The 24,368-nt window shown below is 62.6% G+C and carries 23 protein-coding genes; 9 read left to right on the top strand and 14 right to left on the bottom strand.

The genetic code is table 11. The annotated features are described in order from the left end of the window. Positions 1 to 9: 9 nt before the first annotated feature. A complete protein-coding gene (locus BLP76_RS16385) occupies positions 10 to 1,785 on the bottom strand; it encodes an N-acetylglutaminylglutamine amidotransferase (RefSeq protein WP_092815872.1) in 1,776 nt (591 codons plus the stop codon). Positions 1,786 to 2,288: 503 nt separating this feature from the next. Between BLP76_RS16385 and BLP76_RS16380 the strand changes: the two genes are divergently transcribed. After that, on the top strand, positions 2,289 to 3,443 hold the full coding sequence (locus BLP76_RS16380; RefSeq protein ID WP_244514632.1) for a PQQ-dependent sugar dehydrogenase: 1,155 nt from the start codon (positions 2,289 to 2,291) through the stop codon (positions 3,441 to 3,443). Between the two features lie 59 nt (positions 3,444 to 3,502). On the opposite strand, the gene BLP76_RS16375 is transcribed toward BLP76_RS16380, so the two are convergent. After that, on the bottom strand, positions 3,503 to 3,811 hold the full coding sequence (locus tag BLP76_RS16375; protein WP_170130509.1) for a response regulator: 309 nt from the start codon (positions 3,809 to 3,811) through the stop codon (positions 3,503 to 3,505). 230 nt (positions 3,812 to 4,041) lie between these two features. Beyond that, positions 4,042 to 6,252, bottom strand: coding sequence for an HWE histidine kinase domain-containing protein (locus BLP76_RS16370; RefSeq protein WP_139163767.1), 2,211 nt, complete (start codon positions 6,250 to 6,252; stop codon positions 4,042 to 4,044). A 247-nt stretch (positions 6,253 to 6,499) separates the two neighbouring features. Here BLP76_RS16370 and BLP76_RS16365 point away from each other — a divergent pair, with 247 nt between their 5' ends. The 3 genes from BLP76_RS16365 to BLP76_RS16355 all read left to right on the top strand — a co-directional run bounded on the left by BLP76_RS16365 (position 6,500) and on the right by BLP76_RS16355 (position 8,459). Continuing rightward, the gene (locus BLP76_RS16365) at positions 6,500 to 7,234 is read left to right on the top strand and encodes a Crp/Fnr family transcriptional regulator (RefSeq protein WP_170130508.1); all 735 of its coding nucleotides are present in this window, start codon (positions 6,500 to 6,502) and stop codon (positions 7,232 to 7,234) included. 161 nt (positions 7,235 to 7,395) lie between these two features. After that, entirely contained in the window at positions 7,396 to 7,845 is a 450-nt protein-coding gene (locus BLP76_RS16360) for a MarR family winged helix-turn-helix transcriptional regulator (protein ID WP_171904419.1), read from the top strand. A gap of 137 nt (positions 7,846 to 7,982) precedes the next feature. Next, positions 7,983 to 8,459, top strand: coding sequence for an RrF2 family transcriptional regulator (locus BLP76_RS16355; protein WP_092815857.1), 477 nt, complete (start codon positions 7,983 to 7,985; stop codon positions 8,457 to 8,459). 38 nt (positions 8,460 to 8,497) lie between these two features. Here BLP76_RS16355 and BLP76_RS16350 read toward each other — a convergent pair whose 3' ends face one another. The 3 genes from BLP76_RS16350 to BLP76_RS16340 all read right to left on the bottom strand — a co-directional run bounded on the left by BLP76_RS16350 (position 8,498) and on the right by BLP76_RS16340 (position 15,270). Beyond that, a complete protein-coding gene (locus BLP76_RS16350; RefSeq protein WP_092815854.1) occupies positions 8,498 to 11,590 on the bottom strand; it encodes an efflux RND transporter permease subunit in 3,093 nt (1,030 codons plus the stop codon). After that, a complete protein-coding gene (locus BLP76_RS16345) occupies positions 11,587 to 12,687 on the bottom strand; it encodes an efflux RND transporter periplasmic adaptor subunit (protein WP_244514637.1) in 1,101 nt (366 codons plus the stop codon). Before BLP76_RS16345 ends, BLP76_RS16350 begins: the two co-directional genes overlap by 4 nt. Positions 12,688 to 12,807: 120 nt before the next feature. Continuing rightward, on the bottom strand, positions 12,808 to 15,270 hold the full coding sequence (locus tag BLP76_RS16340) for a hybrid sensor histidine kinase/response regulator (RefSeq protein WP_092815848.1): 2,463 nt from the start codon (positions 15,268 to 15,270) through the stop codon (positions 12,808 to 12,810). A 241-nt stretch (positions 15,271 to 15,511) separates the two neighbouring features. On the opposite strand from BLP76_RS16340, the gene BLP76_RS16335 reads away from it, so the two are divergent. Continuing rightward, entirely contained in the window at positions 15,512 to 15,784 is a 273-nt protein-coding gene (locus BLP76_RS16335) for a DUF1289 domain-containing protein (protein WP_092815845.1), read from the top strand. 59 nt (positions 15,785 to 15,843) lie between these two features. Here the strand turns inward: BLP76_RS16335 and BLP76_RS16330 are convergent, their stop codons facing one another. The 4 genes from BLP76_RS16330 to BLP76_RS16315 all read right to left on the bottom strand — a co-directional run bounded on the left by BLP76_RS16330 (position 15,844) and on the right by BLP76_RS16315 (position 17,973). Then, entirely contained in the window at positions 15,844 to 16,038 is a 195-nt protein-coding gene (locus BLP76_RS16330) for a hypothetical protein (protein ID WP_092815842.1), read from the bottom strand. Positions 16,039 to 16,156: 118 nt separating this feature from the next. Beyond that, positions 16,157 to 16,636, bottom strand: a complete 480-nt coding sequence (locus tag BLP76_RS16325) for a Dps family protein (protein WP_092815955.1) — start codon at positions 16,634 to 16,636, stop codon at positions 16,157 to 16,159. Between the two features lie 75 nt (positions 16,637 to 16,711). Further along, positions 16,712 to 17,212 (bottom strand): hypothetical protein, encoded by a 501-nt coding sequence (locus BLP76_RS16320; protein ID WP_139163766.1) that lies wholly within the window; start codon positions 17,210 to 17,212, stop codon positions 16,712 to 16,714. Positions 17,213 to 17,580: 368 nt separating this feature from the next. Next, positions 17,581 to 17,973 (bottom strand): PilZ domain-containing protein, encoded by a 393-nt coding sequence (locus tag BLP76_RS16315; protein ID WP_170130506.1) that lies wholly within the window; start codon positions 17,971 to 17,973, stop codon positions 17,581 to 17,583. 501 nt (positions 17,974 to 18,474) lie between these two features. Here BLP76_RS16315 and BLP76_RS16310 point away from each other — a divergent pair. Next, positions 18,475 to 19,149, top strand: a complete 675-nt coding sequence (locus tag BLP76_RS16310) for a YjbE family putative metal transport protein (RefSeq protein WP_092815833.1) — start codon at positions 18,475 to 18,477, stop codon at positions 19,147 to 19,149. Positions 19,150 to 19,246: 97 nt separating this feature from the next. Here BLP76_RS16310 and BLP76_RS16305 read toward each other — a convergent pair whose 3' ends face one another. The 3 genes from BLP76_RS16305 to mnmA all read right to left on the bottom strand — a co-directional run bounded on the left by BLP76_RS16305 (position 19,247) and on the right by mnmA (position 21,334). Further along, a complete protein-coding gene (locus BLP76_RS16305; protein ID WP_171904418.1) occupies positions 19,247 to 19,627 on the bottom strand; it encodes a phage holin family protein in 381 nt (126 codons plus the stop codon). A gap of 53 nt (positions 19,628 to 19,680) precedes the next feature. Next, entirely contained in the window at positions 19,681 to 20,046 is a 366-nt protein-coding gene (locus BLP76_RS16300) for an ElaB/YgaM/YqjD family protein (RefSeq protein WP_092815827.1), read from the bottom strand. A 136-nt stretch (positions 20,047 to 20,182) separates the two neighbouring features. Then, complete coding sequence (gene mnmA / locus BLP76_RS16295) at positions 20,183 to 21,334, bottom strand: tRNA 2-thiouridine(34) synthase MnmA (RefSeq protein WP_092815824.1); 1,152 nt, start codon at positions 21,332 to 21,334, stop codon at positions 20,183 to 20,185. A gap of 160 nt (positions 21,335 to 21,494) precedes the next feature. Here mnmA and sciP point away from each other — a divergent pair, with 160 nt between their 5' ends. From sciP to BLP76_RS16280, 3 genes are all read left to right on the top strand, one after another. Beyond that, positions 21,495 to 21,770, top strand: a complete 276-nt coding sequence (gene sciP / locus BLP76_RS16290) for a CtrA inhibitor SciP (protein WP_092815821.1) — start codon at positions 21,495 to 21,497, stop codon at positions 21,768 to 21,770. A gap of 106 nt (positions 21,771 to 21,876) precedes the next feature. Next, entirely contained in the window at positions 21,877 to 22,803 is a 927-nt protein-coding gene (locus tag BLP76_RS16285) for an aminotransferase class IV (protein ID WP_092815818.1), read from the top strand. Between the two features lie 188 nt (positions 22,804 to 22,991). Then, the gene (locus tag BLP76_RS16280) at positions 22,992 to 23,756 is read left to right on the top strand and encodes a sulfotransferase-like domain-containing protein (RefSeq protein ID WP_200170534.1); all 765 of its coding nucleotides are present in this window, start codon (positions 22,992 to 22,994) and stop codon (positions 23,754 to 23,756) included. Positions 23,757 to 23,807: 51 nt separating this feature from the next. Here the strand turns inward: BLP76_RS16280 and BLP76_RS16275 are convergent, their stop codons facing one another. Then, positions 23,808 to 24,179, bottom strand: a complete 372-nt coding sequence (locus tag BLP76_RS16275) for a hypothetical protein (RefSeq protein WP_092815815.1) — start codon at positions 24,177 to 24,179, stop codon at positions 23,808 to 23,810. Positions 24,180 to 24,368: the final 189 nt, after the last annotated feature.

Here is a 24,368-nt window from a genome sequence, read left to right as displayed (position 1 = left end):
AGCCCCCTGTTAAAGCTCGTGGTTCTGCAGCCAGAGCTCCAGGAGCCCCACCTGCCAGAGCTCCGACCCACGGAGCGGCGTGATATGGGCACTCGGATCGTCGAAGAGCGCGTTGAGATAGTCTTCTTTAAAGAGGCCGCGCTCACGCGCGGATTGGCTCGTCAGCGTGTCACGCACCATGTCGAGCGTGTCACCGGCGATGTATTTGAGCGCCGGAACCGGGAAATATCCCTTCTCGCGATCGACCACCTCTTTCGGCACCACCTCGCGCGCCACCGCCTTGAGGATGCCTTTGCCGCCATCGGCAAGCTTGTGCTCGGGTGGAATGCGGGCGGCAAGCTCGGCAAGCTCGTGGTCGAGGAAGGGAACGCGGGCCTCAAGCCCCCAGGCCATCGTCATGTTGTCGACCCGCTTCACCGGATCGTCGACGAGCATGATGGTGGAATCGAGACGGAGCGCCTTGTCGACCGGATCCTCTGCCCCGGCCTTGTTGAAATGCGCTTCCACGAAGGCACGCGCCTCGTCTTTCGCCGCCATCCAGTCGGGCGAAAGGTGCTGGCCAAGTCGGTCATGGTCGCGGTCGAAGAAGACCTTGGCGTAATCGGCGGCCGGATTGTTCGAATGCGCGAGCGGCGGGTACCAGTGATAGCCGCCAAAGATCTCGTCGGCGCCCTGCCCCGACTGCACCACCTTGATGTGCTTGGCGACTTCCCGCGACAGGAGATAGAAGCCGATATTGTCGTAGGAGACCATCGGCTCCGACATCGCCGAAATCGCGCCGGGAAGCTCCTTCAGAAGATCGGAGGACGGCACGAAAAGCTTGTGGTGATCGGTGTTGAAACGCTTGGCGATGATGTCGGAATAGACGAATTCGTCGCCCTTCTCGCCGTGCGCCTCCTCAAAGCCGATCGAAAAGGTCATCAGATCCTTCTGCCCGGCCTCGGCGAGGAGCCCGACGATCAGCGAGGAATCGACGCCGCCTGATAGGAGCACGCCGACAGGCACGTCGGCGACCATACGGCGATCCACGGCCGTCCGCAGCGCATCGAGCACCATCTCCTGCCATTCGCCGAAGGAGCGCGTCACCTCTTCGCTGGAGCGTTCGTAGCGCGGATCCCAGTAGACCTTCTCGCGGCTTGTCCCATCAGCCTCGATCACGCGGATCGTGGCGGGCGCGAGTTTCCGCACGCCCTTGAGGATCGTGTAGGGCGCTGGCACGACCGCATGGAACGACATGTAGAATTGCAGCGCCACGGGATCGATCGTGGTGTCGACACCACCCGCCTTGACGAGCGCCGGCAGCGACGAGGCGAAACGCAGCGTGCCGTCCGTCTCCGAAAGATAGAGTGGCTTGATGCCGAACCGGTCGCGCGCCAGCACGACGCGGCCGCTTTCGCGCTCGTGAATGGCGAAGGCGAACATGCCGTGGAAGCGGTTGACGCAATCCTCGCCCCAGGCGTGCCAAGACTTCAGGATCACTTCCGTGTCGCCGGAGGAGAAGAACCGGTAGCCCTTCCCCTGAAGCTCGGTGCGCAGCTCCTGGTAATTGTAGATGCAGCCGTTGAAGACGATCGAAAGCCCGAGATCGGAATCGACGAGAGGCTGTTCGGAGCGTGCCGACAGATCGATGATCTGGAGCCGGCGATGCCCGAGGCCTACACGGCCCCGGATGACGGCCCCGGAGGAATCGGGGCCGCGGGCGGAGAGGACGTCGAGCATACGCCCGATTGCTGAGGGATCGGCCTGCGAGCCGGTGAAGCTCACTTCGCCGCAAATGCCGCACATGAAATTATCTCTGCTGGTTGAGGAATGAGAATGAAACGTTGCCTCTGGTTTTAAAGAACCTGGCGGAAAGGTCAAAAACCCAGCGACGAAGCCTCGCCCGACCGTCTTCCTTCGGGCGTCGATCCGCTTGTCGGGTCGTTGGCACAGAATGCCTTCCGATCACGTCGCAGACGCGTTCGAAATTCGCCCGAGCCGGTCGGAAATTCTTTTTCGTTCCACGGGGGATACACCGAGATCCAAGATCCTCCGCAGCAGACGCAGGCGCTGCCGGTGCGGGGGCGCAGCGGGAGGGTGAGAGAGGCCGGCCCATCCGCGACGTCGTTGCACATCGCAGCGGCTCTTCCACGGACAGGCGCGCAAAATTACAAGGCGCAGCGTTCCTCTCGCGGTTTTCAAGCGAACGTTATCCCGTCCTCGCCCTGCGGGAGGAACTGCGCTCCCCTTCGCCGATTGGTTCGCAAAGGCGGGTCCCGGCCCGCCGGCGCAGCTTTCGGAGGATCACCATGACCAAAGGCATGTTCTTGCGGACGGGCGGAGTTCTCGCAGCGACGCTCCTTGCCAGCACCGCTCTTGCCCAGGAGACGATCTCGACGCAGGGACCGGACATCGCCGTAGAGACCGTGACAGAGGGCCTTTCCCATCCATGGGGCCTCGCTTTCCTGCCCGACGGTTCGATGCTGGTGACGGAGCGCTACGGAAACCTGCGCCATGTCACGCCCGCCGGAGACGTATCGGAGCCGATTTCGGGCCTGCCCGAGGTCGACAATCGCAGCCAGGGCGGACTTCTCGACGTCACCCTCGATCCCGACTTTGAAGAAAACCGCCTCGTCTATTGGAGCTATGCCGAACTGGGTGAGGGCGGCACAACCTCGACGGCCGTCGCACGCGGCAAACTCTCCGACGACAGAACTAAGATGCAGGATGTGGAGGTGATCTTCTCGCAAGAGCCCAAGGTCGCAAGCAGCGCACATTATGGCTCGCGCCTCGTCTTCGACCGCGAGGGCCATCTCTTCGTGACACTTGGAGAGCGCTTCTCGGAGGCTTTCCGCGGCCAGGCGCAGGAGCTCGATTCCGATCTCGGAAAGATCGTGCGCCTCAATCCGGACGGCTCGATTCCGAACGATAACCCTTATGTCGGCCGCGATGATGCGCGTCCGGAGATCTGGTCCTACGGCCATCGCAACGTCCAGGCGGCCGCGATCAATCCCGGGACGGGAGAGCTTTGGGAGATCGAGCACGGCCCGAAGGGTGGCGACGAGCTCAACATTGCCCGCCCCGGCGAGAATTACGGCTGGCCCATCATTTCCTATGGGGTGAATTACAACGGCACGCCCGTCGGCTCCGGCAAGGCGCAGGCTGAAGGCATGGCAGGTCCGCTTTATCAATGGACACCGGTAATCGCGCCCTCAGGCATGGTCTTTTACGAGGGCGACATGTTTCCCGAATGGCAAGGAGACATTTTCGTCGGCGGCCTCGCCTCACAAGCTCTCGTTCGCCTCGATCTGGACGGCGAGAAAGTGACCCACGAGGAACGTCTCCTGCACGAGCGCGCGAAACGCATCCGCGATGTCGTCGAAGGGCCGGATGGCGCGCTCTATCTCCTGACCGACGAAGCGAACGGAGCCATTTGGCGGCTACACGCGGGCAAGGCCAGTTGAGCGGAGTGAGAAGGAAGCGCGCGAAGCTGCGCTAGAAGGACAGACCCTTCAACAGTGTCTCAAGGGAGAAGTGCAGCGAGTGCGCAAACGAGCTGGCGCCCGATGATCGGCTTGTTCAGCACCGGCGCATCCGGAAAGCGCGGCGCGACATCTTCCAGCTTGCCGTGCCCCGTGCAGAACAGGAAGGGGACGCCAGTTGCGGCGAGCCGTTCGGCCGCCGGATAAACCTCTTCGCCGCGCAGGTTGATATCGAGAACCGCCGCCGAATGGGGCGGATCATTGCTATTGGCAATGGCAAGCGCCTCCGCGAGCGTGGAGGCAAAGGTCACCTCGGCCCCGGCCTTTTCCAGCTCGTAGGCTAGGTCCATTGCAACCAAAGCTTCGTCTTCTACAAGTAGGATCTGACAATCGCGGAGAGGCGCCGCTTTCTCTCCTGCACAAATGGCGGGCATACGAGCTTTTTCTCCTGCAAAAACGTCCTCTGCGGGCAAACGGCAATACGCAGCTCGTATTTAACGCAACGGAACGAAAGTGGTTCCGAAGAAACAACATTTTTTGGAAAAACCGTTCTTCATTGCGCGCGCTGAACCGGGGCCAGTCACGACTGAGCGCTCTCCTCGACGGCTGAGCCAGGGTAATCGGACACAACGATCGGCGCAATGGGAACCGCAAGCTCGAACACGAGGCCTTCCGGTTCGAAGCGGATATCCGTACGGGCGCGAAGCTGCACCCTCAAAACGTCGCTCAACAATCGCGAGCCGAAGCCGCGCCGCGTCGGTGAGACGGCGGGAGGCCCCCCGCTTTCGCGCCACTCCAGGAATAAAGTTCCGCGCGTCTCTCCGCTTGCATCCTCCTCGACCCGCCAGACGACGGAAAGATGTCCTTCGTCCGTTGAAAGCCCACCATATTTGATCGCGTTGGTGGCAAGCTCGTGGATGGCCATACCGATGGGAACGGCTTGCGCTGCCGCAAGCTCCAGGTTCGGCCCTTCGAGGTGAACGCGCTCCGGATAGGGCTCGAGCTGCCCGCGGATGAGATCCCCGAGAGGCACCTTCTGCCAGGCCCATTCTGTCAAAAGGGTATGTGTGGAGGCGAGAGATGACAGCCGCCCCGCAAAGGCATCGTTGAAGGCACTCATATCCTCCGCCGAACGTGCCGTCATGCCGGCGATCGCCTGGACCACCGCCAGGGTATTCTTCACCCGGTGATGGAGCTCGCGGATCAAGAGCTCCTGCTTGACCTGCGTTTCCTTGCGGGCCGCGATTTCCTTCTGGGCGGCCTCGAAGAGATTGGCGTTGTCGATCCCAATCGCGGCCTGAGCGGCAAGCCCCACCGACAACCGTTCCGCCCGCGTTCCGAACGCATGGGGGTTGGAATGGGCCAAAAAGAGTTCGCCATGCACTTCGCCCGAGCGGGAGATGATCGGCACGGCAAGAAAGCTGCCGACGCCGGATGCCTCACGCTCCTGCGTCCACTCACCGATTTCGTCGACTCGCAGGATATTGTGACCGGACCGCAGAAGCTTGCCCCGATGCTCGGAGACGAAGCGTAGAAAACCGGGGCGAAAATCCTCGTTGCGGACGACGATACGATCGCTCTCGGTTCTCTCCGCCCGTTTCTGATCGGCCGGCAGAAAGGCGCCGGCGCGCGCCCCGCTCATCACCACGCTCGCCTGCACGATGGTGCGGATTGCGCGGCCGGGGTCGAGCTCGGCGGACAGGATGCGGCTCGCGCCGTTGAGCGCTTCGAGCGCCTGAGTTTCTTCGCGCAGCGCCACCGTTTGCCGCGCCACCTCGTCTTTCAGGAAGGCGCGGCTTTCATCCTCGCGCCGGGCCTGATGGCGAGCGAAAGCGGTCAGAGCGATCAGGGACAAAATCGCCGCAAGCGCGAAAAACCCATTCGGCTGGGCCTGTTCCAGCCACAACGAGAAGAGCGCCTGCCGCGGCACGCTGACACGAACGTAAAGTGGCAGATTGCCGACCTGGTGATAGGAGCCGAACCTGACGTCCTTTTCCTGGGCGAGGTTGGTGTAGCTCCCCTCCTCCGGGTTCTGCGCGATCATCTCCTCGAGAGCCGCATTGAAAGGCACCGGCCCGGCATCTGCCGGAGCTTGCGGGAAGCGCGCCAGGACCGCCTGATCGCTCTTTCTGAAGAGCGCGACCCGGGCATCGGGCGGCAGCGGGATGCGTTTCCAGAAGGTGTTGAAATAGTCGAGCGCCAGGCTCGCCGACACGATGCCTTTGAACTCATCCCCGCCGAGCCGGCGACTGACGAGGAATGTCGGCCTGTCCGTCACCCGTCCGATGATCGGCTGGCCGATGAAGAGACCGGCATCATGCGCCTGGTGGGCCTGAAACACATCACGGTCGGAGAGATTGGCCTGCGGCGCCGGGAAATTAAAGGTGGTGAGACGCAGGTCGCCCGTGCTGTCATTGACCCACAATTCATCCACATAGGGCAGATCGGCACGCAGCTCGGTCAATTCGTCGAAAAGCGACCGCGAGGTTTGGATCTCGTCCCAATCGCGCTCGCCGATGGCATCGGCCGCCTTCCTCAGCGCAAGATCGGAAACCTCAAAAAGCCTCGCCCCGTGGTCGGCCAGAAAAAATGCGGAGCTCGCCGTGGCGCTGCGCATGTTCTCCGTCAGGTCGCGCCACTGCAGGTAGGAGATCGAAGCGACGGCAGCGAGCACGATGAAGGCCCCGAGCACTCCGACAAGCGCTGCCGAGCGCGCGAGCGAAGGGCTCGGCGGGGATGGCGGCGGTTCCTGGGAAGCCGGAGATTCGTAAAGAAGCCTGGAAAGCGGCACGCTGGCGTCACCTATCGAACGGGCGGGGCATGAGGGAGGAGATCCGCCGAGAATTGTACGATTGAGTGGCGAACATCAAACCGTGCTAGAAGAATCGACTATCGAATAGATCTAGGGTGTTTGTTCGCGTCTTTGAAGCACGCAAGGCTCCGCGGACAAGGGCAACATGACCAACTTCATGTGAACCGCAAGCCTAACGGGCGTTACCTTGTCTCAACAGCCTGGCAGCCAGAAGGGAATAGGGATCGTGCACGGGGACGAAAGCTGTCTGGTCCGGAAGATATCGCATTACACCGCCCTGAGCGACACCGAGAAACATCTGCTCAACGAACTGGAACGCGAAAGCCGCACGGTGAGGCGGCATGAGACACTTGTGGACGAAGGCGAGACGAACCGCCTTTTCGTGCTGGATTCTGGCTGGGTCTACACCTTCATCCACACCCCCGATGGTCGCCGTCAGATCCTCGACCTGCATTTTCCGGGCGACGTCGTCGGCACCAACCAGATTGCCTTCGCCGAAAGCACCTGCGGCATCGCGGCTGCGACCGATGCCGTTATCTGCCCGTTCCCGAAATCGGGGCTCCGCAGCGTCTTCTCGAATTCTCCGAAACTTACCGCGCTCTTCTACACGTTCGCGATGATCGACCATGCGGCGGTTCTCGACCGCCTGCGGGCCACGGGTCGCATGCCAGCGGCATCGCGGGTGCTTCTGGTTCTTCTGCAATGTCGGGCGCGCCTGCGGATCATGGATCCCGCATATTCCGACGAATTCGAGCTGCCGCTGCATCAGGAGGTCATCGGCGACCTGGTAGGCCTCAGCAATATTTCGGTCAGCAACGCCTTGAAACAGCTCAAGGAGGAGGGCCTGATCGCCCGTCAGGGTCGATGGATCTCGTTTCCGAACGAAGAGCGCGCAACGCAGCTGATCGATTTCGCGGACCATTATTATGAGATCGACACGAGCTGGTTCCCCGGCCTTTAGGGCTCGGGAACGCGGAGTGCGAATTAAAGCACTTTAATGCGCGCCAGCCGTCACCGCGACATCACCGTGGATGAAGCGGCACCCGATAATCCTAAGCGCGAATGCAAGCATCCGATCATGATGGTCGTCCTCGCGACCCGGCTTCCGATTCAACGGCGGCCATGGCGCCTGACGACCTCCGCTCCGAAGCGGTTCTCATGCTGGTCGAAGCCGCCAAACTCTGTCGTGCCCTGCTCGGCATCGAATTGGCCGAGATCGGCATTCACCCCGGTCAGGATAAGCTGCTGCGCGCCCTCTATGGGAATGGCGAACACTCGCCCTCCTCGCTTTCGAAGGAGTTGCGCGTGCGCCCGCCGACCGTCAGCAAGATGCTCGAACGGCTGGAGGCAGGCGGCCTGATCGAGCGCGACAGCCACCGTTCCGACCACCGCAGGAGCATCGTGCGCTTGAGCCGCGACGGCGAAGCGACGTTGGATGCCATCGATGCCGTCTGGAAGAGGCTTGCTGAGATCGCCACACGCGACTTCTCGCCGGAAACTCTCCGAAGCGCCGCCGCCATTCTGGGACAGATGGAAGAGAACCTCGCGACGGCGCTGCATCGCCTGCGTTAAAGCCCGCTGTTTTCACAACTTATCGGCACGGTATATTGACGCACCCGTTGACGCTCTTCGGGCCGAAGGCATATTGCAGACAGCGGAGCATGTCCGTCCCGAATCCGGACGTGCCAAACATCTAGGAGCGCAATTCCATGCGGCTCACGAAACAGACCAGCCAGGCACTGCGGATTCTGCTGCACTGCGCCCGTCTCGGACGCCAGACGAATGCCGGAGAGATCGCGCGCGCGACGCTCATCACGGAGCACAACGTCGCCAAGCTCGTCGCGCTCCTGGTGCAGGGCGGCTTCTTGAAGACCATGCGCGGCCGCACAGGCGGCGTGCGTCTCGCCTGTGCGCCGGCCGAGATCCATCTCGGCGATGTCGTGCGCCTCACGGAGGCGACGAGTGTCGAGGCGGATTGCTTCGGCGAAACGATCGACTGCTCGATCAGGCCTCTGTCGCCGGTCAACCGGATCTTCAGCCAGGCGCTCGGCGCCTTTACGGAAGTCCTCGACCAGCACACGCTCGAAGACCTGATGGTGCGCAATCCGGGCCACAGCGGCGACCCAGGCGACGAGATCGATCGCCTGACGATGGGCGTCGATATCCCCCGGATGATGTCGACCTAGACCCTTCGACTTTCTCGATTTGCAACTGCGCGCGGGCGTTACATACGGCGCCCGCCTGACGGCAATTCGGCCGCGAGCCGCTTCTCGACCGCGCCCCGCGGCTCGGTGAACCGCGCCAGAAGGTCGTAAAGCACGGGCGTCACGACGAGCGTCAGCACCGACGCGAGCATCAGCCCTCCGACGATGACGACGCCGATCGCGCTTCGGCTCTCGGCCCCGGCGCCGGAGGCAAGCACCAGCGGCACGGCCCCCAGCACCGTTGAAATCACGGTCATGATGATCGGACGAAAGCGCAGGATCGAGGCTTCGATGACCGCCTCGCGCACCTCCATCCCCTCGTCGCGCAGCTGATTGGCGAACTCAACGATCAAAATACCGTTCTTCGCCATCAGGCCGACAAGCAGAATGATGCCGATCTGGCTGTAGATATTGAGCGAGAGTCCCGCGAAATAGAGCGCGTAGATCGCCCCGGCGAAGGCGAGCGGCACTGAGAGCATGATCACGAGCGGATGGATGAAGCTCTCAAACTGCGCCGCCAGCACCAGAAACACGATGAGGATCGCCAGGCCGAAGGTGACGGCCACGCCGCTCGAGGTTTCAAGATATTGCTGCGACTGACCGGCAAACGCGATCTGGGCTTCCGGCGGCAGGCTTTCGGCGGCCGCCTCGCGGATGAAGTCGATGGCGGAGCCGAGATCGTAGTTTTCGGCAAGCGCCGCCTCCAATGTGATGGACGGCAGGCGATTGTACCGCCGCAGCTCTGGTGCGGCCGCAGCTTCCTTGACGCTCACGACGGATGACAAGGGGAAGAGGTTTTCCCCGTCACCGCCGCGCATGAAGATGTTGCCGATATCGGAAGGCACGCGGCGGTCTTCCTCGCGCGCCTGCAGGATCACGGGATATTCGCGCCCGCGATCGACCCAGTCGGAGATTTCGCGCGAGGCGAGCATGGTCTGCAGCGTCTGCGCGACCGTCTGGACGCTGACGCCGAGATCGTCCAGGCGCTCGCGGTCGATACGAATGTCGGCCTGCGGCTGATTTTCTTCGAAATCGAGCTCGGCATTGCGCAGCCCCTCGTTCTGCCGCGCCTTGTCGAGGAGCGTATTGGCCCATTCCTTCACGCTTTCGAAGTCCGGGCCGCCCACGACCACGCGCAGCGGCGTGCTGCTGCCGCGAAGACCGAGGCCGGCGGGCGTCACCGGAAATCCGGTCGCTCCGATCACCTTTCCGACAGCTGGAATGATGTCGCGTTGAACCTCTGCCTGCCCGCGCTCGCGCTCTTCCCAGGGCGCCAGGCGCACCAGCACGAACGCACGATAGGGGCGGCCCCAGGAGCCGACGATCGAATAGACCGAGCGAACGTCCTTCCCCTGAAGGAGTGGCTCGAGCTCCCGCTCCAGCACACGCACTTCGCCGTCGGTATAGGCCGTGGTGGACCCCTGCGGCGTCGTCAGCGGGACGAAGATGACGCCGCGATCCTCTTTGGGCGTCAGCTCTCGCGGCAGCTCCTGATAGAGAAAGATACCCCCTCCCGCGACGACGAGAGCGACGGAAATCACGACGAGCGGCATGCCGAGCGCCCGCCGCAGCAAGCCTTCATAACCGCGTCTGAACCTCGACGGCCGACCGCTGTCATCCTGGCCCGCCGGATGCCGATGTCGCTTCAAGAGACGCGAGGCGAGCACGGGACACAGCGTCAAAGCGACGAAGGTGGAGATGGCCACGGCACTCGCCATGACGAAGCCGAATTCGGTGAAGAGCCGTCCCGCCTGCCCCTGCAGAAACGAAATGGGGATGAAGACGGCGATCAAAGTGAGCGAGGTTGCAAGAACCGCAAACGTCACCTGCCGGGAGCCCAGAAACGCCGCCACCATCGGCGTCTCGCCCTCGTCGATGCGCCGCTGAATGTTCTCCAAAACCACGATCGCATCGTCGACGACGAGCCCGATCGCGAGAATGAGGGCAAGCAGCGTCAAGACGTTGATGGAAAAGCCGAGCGCCGAAATGAGAATGAAGCAGCCAATCAACGACACCGGGATGGTGACGGCCGGCACCAGCGTCGCGCGCACGGATAGGAGAAATGCGAGAATGACGAGAACGACGAGGACGAGAGAGATCGCGAGCGCGGTCAGAACCTCGCGGATCGACGCCTGAATGAAGACGGCGTCGTCGGACCCGACGGTGATTTCCATCCCCTCCGGCAGCGTCGGGCGGATACGCTCCAGCTCGGCGGCGACGGCCTGCGAGATGGCGATCGTATTGGCCTGCGACTGACGCGAAATGCCGAGGCCCACGGCCTCCACGCCGTTGAGGCGAACGAGCGTCGTGTCATCTTCCACGCCGAGCTCGACTTTCGCGATATCCTTCAGCCGAACCGGGAAACCGGCAATGCGGTCGACGACGATGTTGGAGAAGGCGTCTACGCCGGCGACGCGACTATCGACCCGCACCGCGAGCTGGCGGCGCGAGGATTCCAGATCTCCGGCCGGCAATTCGATGTTGTTGCGGCGGATCGCATCTTCCACGTCGGCGACGGTGAGATTGCGTGCCGCCATCGCTTCACGGTTGAGCCAGATGCGGATCGCATAACTGCGCTCGCCGAAAATCTCGACATTGGCGACCCCATCGAGCGTCGCCAGCCGGTCCACGAGATAGCGCTGCAGATAGTCGGTGATCTGCGCCGACGACATATGGGGGTCGGTCACCGCAAGTCGAATGACGGGGTCCGCGTCGGCGTCGTTCTTGACCACCTGCGGTTCGTCGACATCGTCCGGCAGGTCGCCGCGCACCCGTGCCACGGCGCTTCGGACATCGTTCGCCGCCTCGTCGATGTTGCGGCCGATGACGAATTCGATGGTGGTGCGGCTGCGGCCACGACGGCTTTCGGAGCTGATCGATTTGACGCCGCTGATGCCGGCGACCGCCCCTTCGATCGTCTCGGTGATATCCGTATCGACGATTTCAGGCGCCGCCCCGGCATAAGTCGTGGTGACGGTAACGACAGCGGTATCGACGTCGGGCAGTTCGCGGATCGGAATGCGCAAGATCGCCGAGAGCCCGAAGACCACGATCAGGATGGAGGCGACTGCGGCGAGAACCGGCCGCTTGATGCTGATATCGGAAAGGATCATCCGATCCCGTCAGCGTTCGCCGCCGCCTTGCCGTCGTCCGCATCTTCGACGATGCGGATTTGTGACCTGTCGCGCAGGCGTTGCACGCCGCGAACGATGACGGCTTCACCGTCCTTAAGCCCCTTGGAGATTTCGACCGCGCCCTTCTGGCGCTGACCCAGATCGACGGAGCGCCGCCGGGCCGTCTCGCCATCCGCTACGAACAGATAAGCGCCGTCGCCCTCCACCATCACCGCCTCCTCCGGCACCATCACCCCGATGCGACGATCGAGAACCACCGAGAGCGTCATGAACATGCCGGCAGGCAGAACGAAATCCTCGTTGGGAATGGACGCCCGAACCTTGAAGGCGCGCGAAGCCGGATCGATGCGGCTGTCGATGGCAATGATCTCGCCAGAAAATATTTTGTCGGGGAAAGCGGCACTGCGTGCAAAAATCGGCATCCCGGACTTGATCTCGCCGAACGCGGTTTCCGGCAGCGCGAATTCCACCTCCACGGAGGAGAGATCGTCGAGCGTGGTGATCACGGTCTGGTCGTCGGCACGCGCACCAAGGTCGATCCGGCGCAATCCCGCAATGCCGGAAAACGGTGCCCGCACGGTGCGATCCGCAAATCGGCGCCGGGCGCGCTCCAGCTCGGCCTCCCCCGTGACTCGCGCCGCCGTCAGCGTCTCCACGGTCGCGGCAGTGACCGTATTCGACTGATGCAGAGAGCGAGCGCGCTCCAAGGCGAGCTCAGCCTCACGCAGTTTCGCCTCCGCTTCCTTGACATCCGCCGCCTCGATGTCGTCGTCGAGCGTCAAAAGCGGCGCGCCGGCCTCGACCTTCTGGCCGGCTTCGAAGAAAAGCTCGGTGATCCGTCCTGATGCGAGAGGAACGATCTCGACGGAACGGCGGGCACGCGTGGAGCCGACCGCATCGAAGCTGCGCTCGATTGTTTCGGCCTTGGCACGTGCCACCTCGACTGCGATCGCTTCAGGCCCGCGCGCGGCCCGGGCTTCCTCGCCGCTGCGGCCCACATTGAACCACGTGTCGAAGGCGGCATAGCCGGCCAGCGCGGCCGCTCCGATCAAAGCGATGAAAATAACCTGCTTCACAAGGGACAAAGAGGCGCTCCGCTGCCGCGACCTTCCAACAGCCGACGCGGGGGCCGACCAGACACATCAAGAGATTTCATGGTACCGCGCCGCACGCAGGAAGAGCGACTTAAATTTCTGTCAGAAGGGCGCCACAGAGCGCACCGCGACACCAAGCTCGGAGAGCTTTGCGGCCAAGGCACGGCCGTCATAAGGCTTTGAGACGACCCCGATCATTTGATCGTGACGGTAGGTCTCCTCCAGCTCAGAGGAGGAACGCCCGGAGGCGAAGATGATCGGCACTTCGGGCCGCAGAGCCCGCACGTCCTCCGCCAGCTCGCCACCATGGCGATCGGGCAGCCCGATATCGATCATCACGACATCGAAACGGCCGGGATCTTGGGCGAGCACGTCCATCGCCTGCGCGGCATTCGTGGCAGTTTCGACGCCAAGTCCGAGTTCCTCAAGCAGCTCCGTCGCCAGCATCGAGATCAACATTTCGTCTTCGACGAGGAGAATGACGGGCGCGCGGGCCGGTTCGCTGCGCTTGGCGACCGGCGGCTCTTCGGCAAGAAGAGTGGCAAGCCGCCCCGCCAGGAGTGCACTGTCGAAAGGTTTGGCCAGGATATCAGCCCTTCTGCCCAGATTGTCTTCGCTCTTGAACACCTCATGCGCATAGGCGGAGGTGAAAAGCACGCGAAGATCTGGTCTCTCCCCAATCGCCCTTTCGGCAAGCGCACGACCGTTCAGGCCGCCGGGAAGCCCGACATCGGTGAAAAGCAGATCGACGTCAGTGTTGTCGCGCAAGAGCGCGAGAGCCCCCTCGCCGTCCCCAGCCTCCAAAACGCGATAGCCCATCTCGGCCAGAAGAGTGGTGGAATGGCGGCGGACGTCTTCGTCATCCTCCACCACCAGAATGGTCCCGTCACCAGCTTTCTCAGCAAGGGCCGGCGTAGCACCCAACCCCCCGGTGGAGAGTTCTTTCGGGTCTTCTCGAGAGCGCGGCAGGAAAAGGCAGATTTCCGTTCCTTCGCCCATTTGCGATTTGAGAGTGATGCCGCCACGAGATTGCTTCAAGAAGCCGTAGACCTGCGACAGGCCAAAGCCCGTTCCTGCGCCGATTTCCTTGGTCGTGAAAAACGGATCGAAAGCGTGGGCGCGCGTCTCCTGGCTCATGCCGGTGCCCGTATCGGAGATGCACAGGCGCACGTATTCGCCCGGCGCCATATCCGGATCGACATCGGCGGAGCCGGTGGCTTCAACGGTTTGATTGCTCAAGGAGACCGTCAGGACACCACCATCCGGCATGGCATCGCGCGCATTGACGGCCAGATTGAGCATGGCGCTTTCGAGGTGATTGGCATCGACAGTCGCCGGCCAGACATCATCGTCGACCTCGGTCTTCAATTGGATCTGCTCGCCGAGCGTGCGTTGAAGAAGATCGACCATGCCCATGACCAGTTGCGTCGTATCGACGGGCCTCGGTCTGAGCGGCTGACGGCGCGCGAACGAGAGGAGCCTTTCCGTGAGCTCGGCCGCTCGTTTCGAACCACGCATGGCATGTTCCGCGGCGATCCGGATGCGCGCAAGATCCGGCTCGTCGTCGTCGAGACGCCGCAAAAGTCGCTCCAGATTGCCGGAAATCACGGTCAGAAGATTGTTGAAGTCATGCGCGACCCCGCCCGTGAGCTGGCCGATCGCCTCCATCTTCTGGGCCTGGCGCAAGGCCTCTTCCGCATGCTCGCGCTCGGCGATCTCCTTGCGCAATTGCTCGTTGGCGGATTGAAGCGCAGCGGTCCGCTCGCTGACGACCCGCTCCAGCTCTTCCTGCGAACGCGCAAGCGCCTGGCGTGCGGCCACCTGATCTTCGATATCGGTACAGGTGCCGAACCAGCGCAGGATTTGCCCGCTTATCTCGTCATAAACCGGCAAAGCTCGGGCGAGAGACCACCGGTAGACGCCGTCATGACGGCGCAGGCGGTATTCGATCTCGTACGTTTCCCCGGTTTCAAGCGACGCCTGCCAGGCCTGCTGCGTGCGTGCCCTGTCCCCCGCATGGATCATCTGCGGCCAGTTCTCGACGGCGTCCGCGCCCGACTGGCCGGTATATTCGGTCCAGCGCTGGTTGAAGTAATCGATACGTCCGTCCGGAAGGGAGGACCAGACGATCTGCGGCATCGATTCTGAGATCGCCCTGAAGCGCAACTCGTTGCGGCGCAATTCCTCAGCCGCGCGCTTTCCTTCCGAAATATCGAGATTGCAGCCGGTGAAGCCGAGGAATCGGTCGACGGAATCATATCGCGGCGCACCGGCGCAACGATACCATCGGGCCTCCCCATCCTTGTGGACAAAGCGGATCTCGACACGAAACGATCGCCGGGCCGCAAAGGCCGTCATGAAGGAGGTATAGAAGCTCGGCAGATCCTCCGGCAGCACCGCACGCTGCCAGCCATCGCCCAGCATCGTTGCGGCGGGGGCACCCAGAACCGTCTCATAATAGCGATTGGCGAAGATGACGCGGCCTTCTGCATCGCTCACCCAGATCATGGCAGGGGCGCTGTCGGCGATCCTTTTGAAGCGGGCTTCACTTTCTGCAACGACCACTTGTGGCTTCTGCCTTTCCGATATCTTGCATCGATAAATCTACAGCGATGGGCGGTCTTCTCGCCTAGCCTCTCGCGCCAACCTGCCAACGGAACCAACAGCGCGCAAGCGAAGCGGTTGAACCGTGTTGCGCGGGACAACTTTCCGCACTTGACGTCGTCGGCCGTTCGACAAATGTTTCGGATTGCTCGCAGGATTGCGAGACGCCCCCTCACCGACTGACCGAGACCGCCAGATCCGCATGGCCAAAACCTGGAAGAATGCACCCTCGCCGTGCATCGACGTGTGCAAGTTCAAGCGCAAAGGCCGCTGCATCGGCTGCAGCATGTCGCGGGAGGACAAGGCCTCGTTCAAGCGGCTCGACAGCAAGGACGATAAGAAGGCCTTCCTGACAGCCCTGGTTGAGAGACTGAAGGAACAGGGCGGTCTTCCCTTTTGGGCGACCGCCTACCGCCGGAAATGCGAAAAGCAGGGCGTTCCCTGCCCGCTCGACAAGCTCCCCGTGGACGCATGAGGTCAGGGCGTAGCGTTCGATCGCCTCGCCCTAAGCTCGTCTTATCGGCATAGCAGAGATCAATCCTCGTCGACCTCCTTGTGCGGCTGCGTCGGAGCCGGCGGGTCGCTTGCGGGGAATGATTCCTCAAGCCCTTCGTCGAGCTCCCGATCGAGCCTTTCCGCGGCGAGCCGCTCCTTGTCGCTCTCTCGGGTCGTCGTGAGCGCTTCGGCCGGTGGCCGGCCAGCATGCCCGTGAAGCTCATGATTGCTCATGCGAGCCTCCTCCGCTTGCATCACGAGACAACAACGCATCAGGGGCCGGCGCGTTCACACCAGCCCCTGACGAAAGTATCAAGCGAAGGGCCGGCGGCCCCGCGAACTCAGAAGAAGATCAGGCGTTTTCGCCGAGATGCGCCCGCAGCATCCACGCGAACTTGTCGTGCGCGGCCACCCGCTCGGTAGCGAGGTCGTTGGTGGCCCAATCACCGTGCTTTTCTGAGACGCTGCACAGAGCAGAAAGCGTGGACGAGAGCGTCTCCTGGTCGGCCAGGAGCGCGGCTACCATCTCGCGATCGGTCGCATGGCCGTCATGCTCTTCCACGGCGCTGCGTTCCAGATACTTCGAATAACGGCCTTCCGCATGCGCATCGAGCGCCTTGACGCGCTCGGCGAGGACGTCCATCGCCTCGAAGTGATCCTCATACATTTTCTGGAACAGCTCGTGCAGCGGCCCGAAAGCCATGCCCGTGACGTTCCAGTGAAAATTCTGCGCCTTCGTCATCTCCACAGCCGTCTCAGCGAGACTCTGCGTGAGACCCGCGACGATGTCCTGTTTCGCGCTCGGTTCGATTTTTGCTGCCACCAGACCCATTTTGCCCTCCATCGGTACGATTCGGCGTCTGCCTAAATTAGAATATCTCTAAACTAAGCCAGGTGCGTTCCAGCTTCAAGGGGTTTCCGCAACGAGAGCAAATGCCAGTCCGCGCGATAAGAAACGCAGCCAGCGATGACCCTCGGGTTTGACCCTCCAGGAGATTAACGCGCGAACGCTCATTTCGTCGCCTGAGCGCCATGCACCCATTAGTCGCAGAAGCCAGGCCTCGTCAGTGGAGAAATTGCGCGTGCCCGGTCGGTAGAAGACGAGCTGCCGCCGTGCCTTTGACGACATGGCCCGAAAAAAGGCGATCGCGAAGCGCTCGAGCGACGCGTCCGGTTCGGCGGCAAGCACGAAACAGGCGCGCTCGAGATCGGTCTGCGACGACAAAAGGCTTTTGAGGACGAACCAACGCAAACGGTCGAGTTCGATCTCCTCCTCTTGCGTCAGACCGCGCGCATCTGAGGCCTTCGGCCCAAAGGCTTCGCAGGCGGGAAAGGCGACGACATTCGTCTCCCGTTCAGCGGAGAGCATCTCCGCGGCTTCGCTACCCTGCCCATGTCTCAGTGCCATGAAACCTCTCTGCGCAAGCGCCTGGCAATAGGATCGCACTTTTGAACGGACATAAAGTAGACAATAAGACTCCGATTTCAAAGGCCTTCGGCAACGCAGCACGCGTCACCGCATCGCGGCACGTAACGTGAGGACGCTATCGGCTGGACAAACAGGCCCGTCGCCAAAAGAAGGTGGGCAAAGAGCGAAAGCCGAGGGTCTGTAGCAAGTACGGCTTAGGCCGTCGCGGGCGCGAAGCAGAATGCGGCCACGCGGGATATGGAGATGACAGACGAATCCAGACCGCTATCGCCCCTCTTCGGAAGGTTGCGGCCCAGACGACGACCCTTTTGTCTGACGGACGAACGCGTGATGCGTGATCGTCTCTCTCAGAGCTTCATCATCTCGGTGATCTTGTCGGCAGGGATCCGCCCACGGCAGAACTGAACGCCCATGCGTTTGCCGCGCCGCCAGGCGAGCTCGCAAACGATCGCGATGTTCACCTGAGGCACGGCGAGGATCATTTCCCGCTCCGGCGTGATGCCCTCCTCGACCTCGAGCTGTGCCCCGGCGGTGGACAGGTCGCGGATGATGCAGCGCGAGGAGCTGTTCTCCGCAACCACCAGATGGGCGTCGATCGCCGTCTGGAGCCGTACGGCACCCCGACGGCGAAAGTCGAGAAGATCCGCCACCTTGCCGCCAACGGCATTGGGCGTCTCCGGGGCACGGGTCTCCGCGGCACGGATCTGCTCGTCACGTGGAGCGCCGTCCTCCCGCTGCAATTGGCTGTGCTGCCCAAAGCGGGACCCCTCCGGCCGAGCATCGGCTGGATTTTCTGCTATTGGCACATCGGACGCGCTGCCAGGCAGCGCCTTCGAGTGAAACATCGTATCCCCTCCGGACCGGCCTAAGCACGGCCTGTCTTAGAACTATAGTAGGAGAAAATGAGAGGAACGTTACCGCATCGATTGCTTGTATCGCAGAACCTGAAAGAGATCGGAAAGGATTTTGCCGGTTCGCCTGCGGGACGAGCCGCGGCAGTCGCGGGCGACAGCATCGGCACTGCGCGCTCAGTGGCTTCCCGAGTGTTTCCAGATGCTTCATTGACGCGCACCCACTGGAAATCGCGACGCGCCGCCACGATGTGAAAGCGAGGCTTCGCTAGCCCTTCCTCACCTTTGCCTCCTTCGTCCGATGCGCCCGTCCGATTGCGCACAATCCAAGACCTGCGAACGAACCACAGGAGCAATGCGCCTTGGCGATGGAGCGGAGGTTGTCGGCTGATGTCCGAAGGTCTCCTCGCGCTTTTGTCGATCGTCTGGCTCGATGTCGTCCTGTCCGGGGATAACGCGCTTGTCATAGGTCTTGCGGCCTCAGCGCTTCCGCCACGCTTGCGACGCCCCGCGATCCTCTGCGGCATCGGCCTCGCAGCCTCGATCCGCATCCTCGGCGCGATCCTCTTCACCTACCTCCTTGGCATACCGGGTATCGTCCTTGCCGGGGGCCTGCTCCTTTTATGGGTCTGTTGGCGGCTCTACCGCGATATCGGCAGCAGGAAGTCGGAAGCGGCAGATATCGCCGACGAGAGGGCGGCCGAGCCCCAACGGCAATCGGAAAGTGCCGGGATCATGCAGGCGCTCGTCTCAATCGCCGTTGCCGACATCTCCATGTCGCTCGACAACGTCTTCGCCGTCGCCTCCATCTCACGCGGCAACGCGCTTCTTCTGGTCTTTGGCTTGGTCCTGTCGATCGCGCTGATGGCGCTTGCGGCAAGTCTCATCGCAAAGCTGCTCGTGCGCCACCGTTGGATCTCCTATGTGGGCCTCGTCTTCCTGGTTTATGTCGCCGGCGGAATGATCTGGGAGGGCGGCGTCGATCTCGCCACGGCAGCGCACCTGCCGCTGGCAGGCGATCTTTCAGACCTCGGCGATCTTGTGCCGATGCTGGATCGCTCCTGAAGTCGGCAACGCAAAAAGGCCGCCCGTCTAAAAGAGAGACGAGCGGCCGAAACATGTTTGCGCCAGACCGGCAGGTGCCGGCCCGATCTCGTGTGGATTAGCGACGTCCGAGAAGGACGCCGATGATGAGGGCGATGCCCGCCGCCTGCACGACCGGGTTGGCGAGCGGTGAACCGCTCTGCCGAAGCGAGCGCTGCATCCGGTCATAGGTGTCGTGCGCGGTGGCGCTCATCTCGCTGAGAGGCTGTTCGACCGAACGTGCCTGCTCGCGGTGAGGCCTCAAGGCCAGAAGTATGACGATAAGCCCGATGACGAGGAGCACGGCGCCGATCACGCCCGCGGACACAAGCGAACCCCACAGGCTGGAGAGCCAGATATGCAGCGTCACCAGTCCGAAACCGAGGGCATAAAGCAGAATAACGGCGCCGATCGCCAGGAGAATGGCCTGCCGCGCCATGACACGGATACGGCGCCGCAAATTTGCAGCGCCGTAGGCAAAGCTGATCGAAGAAAGCAGCCTGAGCATGAAGACTAGCGCCGGGAAATGGCGCCGACGAGAAAGCCCAGCCCCAACGCCACGAGAACGGCAGTGAAGGGATTGCGACTGATCGACTGGCTCAGATCATCCGACAGAGCCTCGGCTTCGGACATGGCTGCATCGGCGCGCCTGCGGCCTTCGCGGCGGTAATAGTCGGCACGTTCGTTCAACATGTCTTTTCCTTCGCGGGCGCCGGTGCGCAGCAGATCTGAGATCCGGGTGCTGAGTTCGGCGACATCCGCCTTCAAAATTTCGAATTCGGCGTTGAGGTCGTGGCGAACGTCTTCGGCCTTGCGCTTGGTGTCGTCGGCCTTGCGTTCCGTCTCGCTCTTGCCGCCGGGCACATTCGTCTCTGCCATGGGATGCCTCCTTCTATCGATTGGGTGGGTCGCTCAGGTAACGTGGCGCTGCGAGCGGAGTTCCAAGCAAAGACGGGGGTTTTGGCGGCGGCGGCAACGCCGCCCGGGCCAAACCTGAAGCTGCCGCACGGCTTGCTCAGGCGGCGCAGGCTTGTTCGTTCGTGGTCTCCTGAGCGATCACGCCACCGCCCAGAACGCGCGCATCGGAGGCGTCTCGATCGTAGAAGACGCAGGCCTGCCCCGGCGCCACGCCCATCTCGCTATCGTCGAGAACGACAGACGCTTCACCGGCTTGCACGGAAACTGACGCTTTGACCGGCGGACGCGTCGAGCGCACGCGAGCATAGACCTCCTGCCCCTCGGTCCAGGCAGACGGGTCGCCGTCCCCGAGCCAGTTCAGGTCGCGCAGCCGGAAGCGGCGCGTCGCCAGAGCCTCGCGCGGGCCGACGATAACGCGCTTTGCCGCGGCATCCAGCCGCACGACGAAGAGCGGCTCGGCAGCCGAAATCCCGAGACCGCGCCGCTGCCCGACCGTGTAATGCATGATGCCCCGGTGACGACCCAGCACCCGACCGTCGAGATCCACGATATCGCCCTCGTCGGCCGCGTTTGGCTTCAGCTTTTCGATGACGTCGCTGTAGCGCCCCTGCGGCACGAAGCAGATATCCTGGCTGTCGCTCTTCTCCGCGACGCTCAAACCGATCTCGGCCGCCAGCGCCCGAACCTCGGGCTTGGTGAAATCGCCGAGCGGGAAGCGCAGGAAATCGAGCTGCTCGGCCGTCGTCGCATAAAGGAAATAGCTCTGGTCGCGGTCCGCATCGACAGGCCGGAAAAGCGCGCGTCGGCCTCCGACGGAGCGGGTGCGCACATAATGGCCGGTCACCATGGCGGCGGCCCCGAGCTGACGGGCCGTGTCCAAGAGATCGGAGAATTTCACCGATTGATTGCAGGCGACGCAGGGCACCGGCGTTTCACCCGACAGATAGCTCGCCGCAAAAGGCTCGATCACCGCCTCGCGGAAGCGGCTTTCGTAATCGAGCACGTAATGGGCGATGCCGAGAGCCTGGGCGACACGCTTGGCATCATGAATGTCCTGCCCCGCACAGCAAGCCCCAGAGCGATGGATCGCCGCCCCATGATCATAGAGTTGCAGGGTCACGCCAATGGTTTCGTAGCCGGCCGCGTTGACAAGCGCGGCAGCAACGGAGGAATCGACCCCGCCGGACATAGCGACGAGGACGCGGGCTTTGCTGCGCGGACCTGGCAGCTCAAGATCGATGTCCAGCATGGGCTTTGGTTGCAGTGCTTGCGACGTTCTGTCAAGCGCCCGCGGTTTCTAAAAAAATGCCCCGGTTGCGCTTAAGATTTCCGTTACGGATGGTTAGACGCTTGTTAAGCCGTGCCACCTTATAACGAGCTCAGTTGGTGAGTTTGTATAAGAGTCTGCCATGGCCGAGCATGTCCGACCACGAGTGAAATACGTTATCGGACCGGATGGAAGCCCGCTCACGATTGCTGATCTTCCACCCCCCAATACCAAGCGCTGGGTGATCCGCCGCAAGGCTGAGGTTGTTGCTGCCGTCCGCGGCGGCTTATTGAGCCTCGATGAAGCTTGCTCGCGCTATACCCTGACTGTCGAGGAGTTTCTCTCCTGGCAGATGTCGATCGAGTCTCACGGCCTTGCTGGGCTGCGCACGACCCGAATTCAGCAATACCGCAATTGATGTCCCGCCTTGAGCGGGGCTTCGCCCGCACTTGCCCTTGACAGCCGCCCGCACCCCGGCTTTGCCGGAATGGTTTCATTGAAATCTCCAGGGATCGGGCGGCGAAATGGCGACAGGTACCCACGAATACGAAGACGATCCGCGCAATGCCGAGATCCTGATCTCGGTCAACGGCGAGCTCTTGCCGCGTGACAAGGCGGTCGTCTCGGTCTTCGATTCCGGTTTCGTCCTGGGCGACGGCATCTGGGAAGGTCTGCGCGTCACCGACGGGGGCATCGCCTTCCTCGACGAGCATCTCGACCGCCTGTTTGAGGGTGCAGCCGCGCTCGACATGGATATCGGGCTCGATCGCGCCGGCCTTACGGCACGGGTGATGGAATGCCTCGCCGCCAACGATATGCGCGACGGCGTGCATGTGCGCCTGATGATCACGCGCGGCGTGAAGCGCACCCCTTATCAGGATCCGCGCATGACGATCGGTGCGCCTACGATCGTCGTCATTCCCGAATACAAGAACCCGAAGCCTGAAATCGCAAGCGAAGGCGTCACGCTTTTCACCGTCCATGTGCGGCGCACGGGGCCGGCCGAGCAGGACCAGAAAATCAATTCCCATTCCAAGCTCAACTGCATCCTCGCCTGCATTCAAGCCGCCAAGGCGGGCGCGGACGAAGGGCTGATGCTCGACCCGGCGGGCTTCGTCGCCACCTGCAATTCCACGCATTTCTTCATCGTCCGCAACGGCGAGGTCTGGACCTCGACGGGCGATTACTGCCTCGGCGGCGTCACCCGCGGACAGGTGCTGAAGGCCGCCCGAGAGGCCGGCATCGCGGCACATGAAAGACGCTTTTCGCTGACCGACGTCTATGGGGCGGACGAGGCCTTTATCACAGGCACGTTCGCCGGCCTCGTCCCGGTTCGCTCCGTCGACGGACGGACGATCGGCGCGCTTCACCCCGAAAGGCCGAAGCTCTTGCCGAGACTGACGCAGCTCTACCGCGAACGCATCCGCAGCTTCGCCACACCCTTGTCTTGAGCCCGCTCTAAGGCAAAGACTAAGATTTTAACCACATCGGCACGTGATGGTTTTCTCACGCATTCGTGTTCGCCTAATCTCACATCGACCTGATGGGGGAACGGGTACCCGTTGGCGGTGCAGCGTCAAATATCTGCGGTTCGAGTCCGCGGTCAGGTCTCCATCTTCCCAGCATTTCCGGTGCCGTGATGGCGTCTGAGAGCCCCTCTCCCGCCGCAGGCGACGAGACGATCCGCATCGCCATGTGGTCCGGCCCGCGCAACATCTCGACCGCGATGATGCGCGCTTTCGAAAATCGTCCCGACACCGAAGTGTGGGACGAGCCGTTCTATGCGGCATGGCTGAAGGTGACCGGCATCGACCATCCGATGCGCGAGGAAATCTGTGCCGCGCATGAAGCCGATTGGCGAAAGGTGGCGGAACGCCTTGCCGGCGCGCCGCCCTTTGGCAGCCGCATCTTCTACCAGAAGCACATGACGCACCACATGATCGCGGAGATCGGCCGCGATTGGATGCGCAGCTGTCGCCACGCCTTCCTGATCCGCCATCCGGCGCGCGTGCTCGTTTCTTATGCGCGCAAGCGCGCCGGCCCGAGCCTTTCCGATATCGGATTTGCCGAGCAGGATGAGCTCTTTCGCGTGGCGACGGAATTGTGCGGACAGATCCCGCCAGTCATCGATGCCGACGATCTTCTCGCAGATCCGCAAGCGATGCTGCGCGCCCTTTGCGGAGCGCTCAAGATCGATTTTTCTCCGGCGATGCTCGCCTGGCCGGCCGGCCCCCGCGACAGCGACGGCGCTTGGGCCGCGCATTGGTACGATGCCGTGCATCGCTCGACCGGCTTTCAGCCGCCGGCTCCGCTGCCAGTACTGGAAGATGACGGGCTCAGGGAAGTGGAAGCCGAGGCATTGCCGCTCTACGAGCAGCTCGCCCGACACAAGCTTACGCGCTGATCGCCCTTTTGATCGGCGCCCCCGGCCTGGCCGAGGGCGCGGAATGATATCTCAGCTCGCCAGACGACCCTGGCCCGAAGGAGCCGTCCTCGGGTTTTCCCGGCCGAGGCGTCCTTCTTCGCGCTGAAGCTCGGCGCGCGCGGTTTCGAGCGCCGCCTGGGCGGCTTCGCGCTGCCGGTTCAAATCATCAACCGAAGCGAGCAGATTGGCGCGCCGCTGTCCTGCCGCACGTGCGAAGGTCGAATAGGCGAAATGCTTTTCGTCTTCGATCCCCGTCCGCCGCTTTTCAGCCGCTATCTCGTGTTCTAGGTCGGCCGCCATCCGGCTGAATTCTTCGATCATGGCGTCGATCTGGCCGAGCCGCCGCTCGCAATCTTCAACTTTAAAGCGTTTTTGCCGGATGGATGCGTCTCGCGACTTCATACTCAATACTCCCCAGCCCCGAGGGTCCACCCGCTCCACATGACACCGGCAACGGGCGGCGGTAACCGTTCGTTTACGACTGGCGTTAATGATAGGGACGAGGACTTAAGGCACGGTAAATCGCTTGATGCCGTTTGCTTTGAGTTGGCCGGTCCGGCGCCGGCGCGAAGGCGTCCAGCCGCACCGGTA

Origin of the sequence: Afifella marina DSM 2698, from assembly GCF_900102695.1 — a bacterium.
Taxonomy (GTDB): domain Bacteria; phylum Pseudomonadota; class Alphaproteobacteria; order Rhizobiales; family Afifellaceae; genus Afifella; species Afifella marina.
This window is presented reverse-complemented; position numbering and strand designations above follow the sequence as displayed.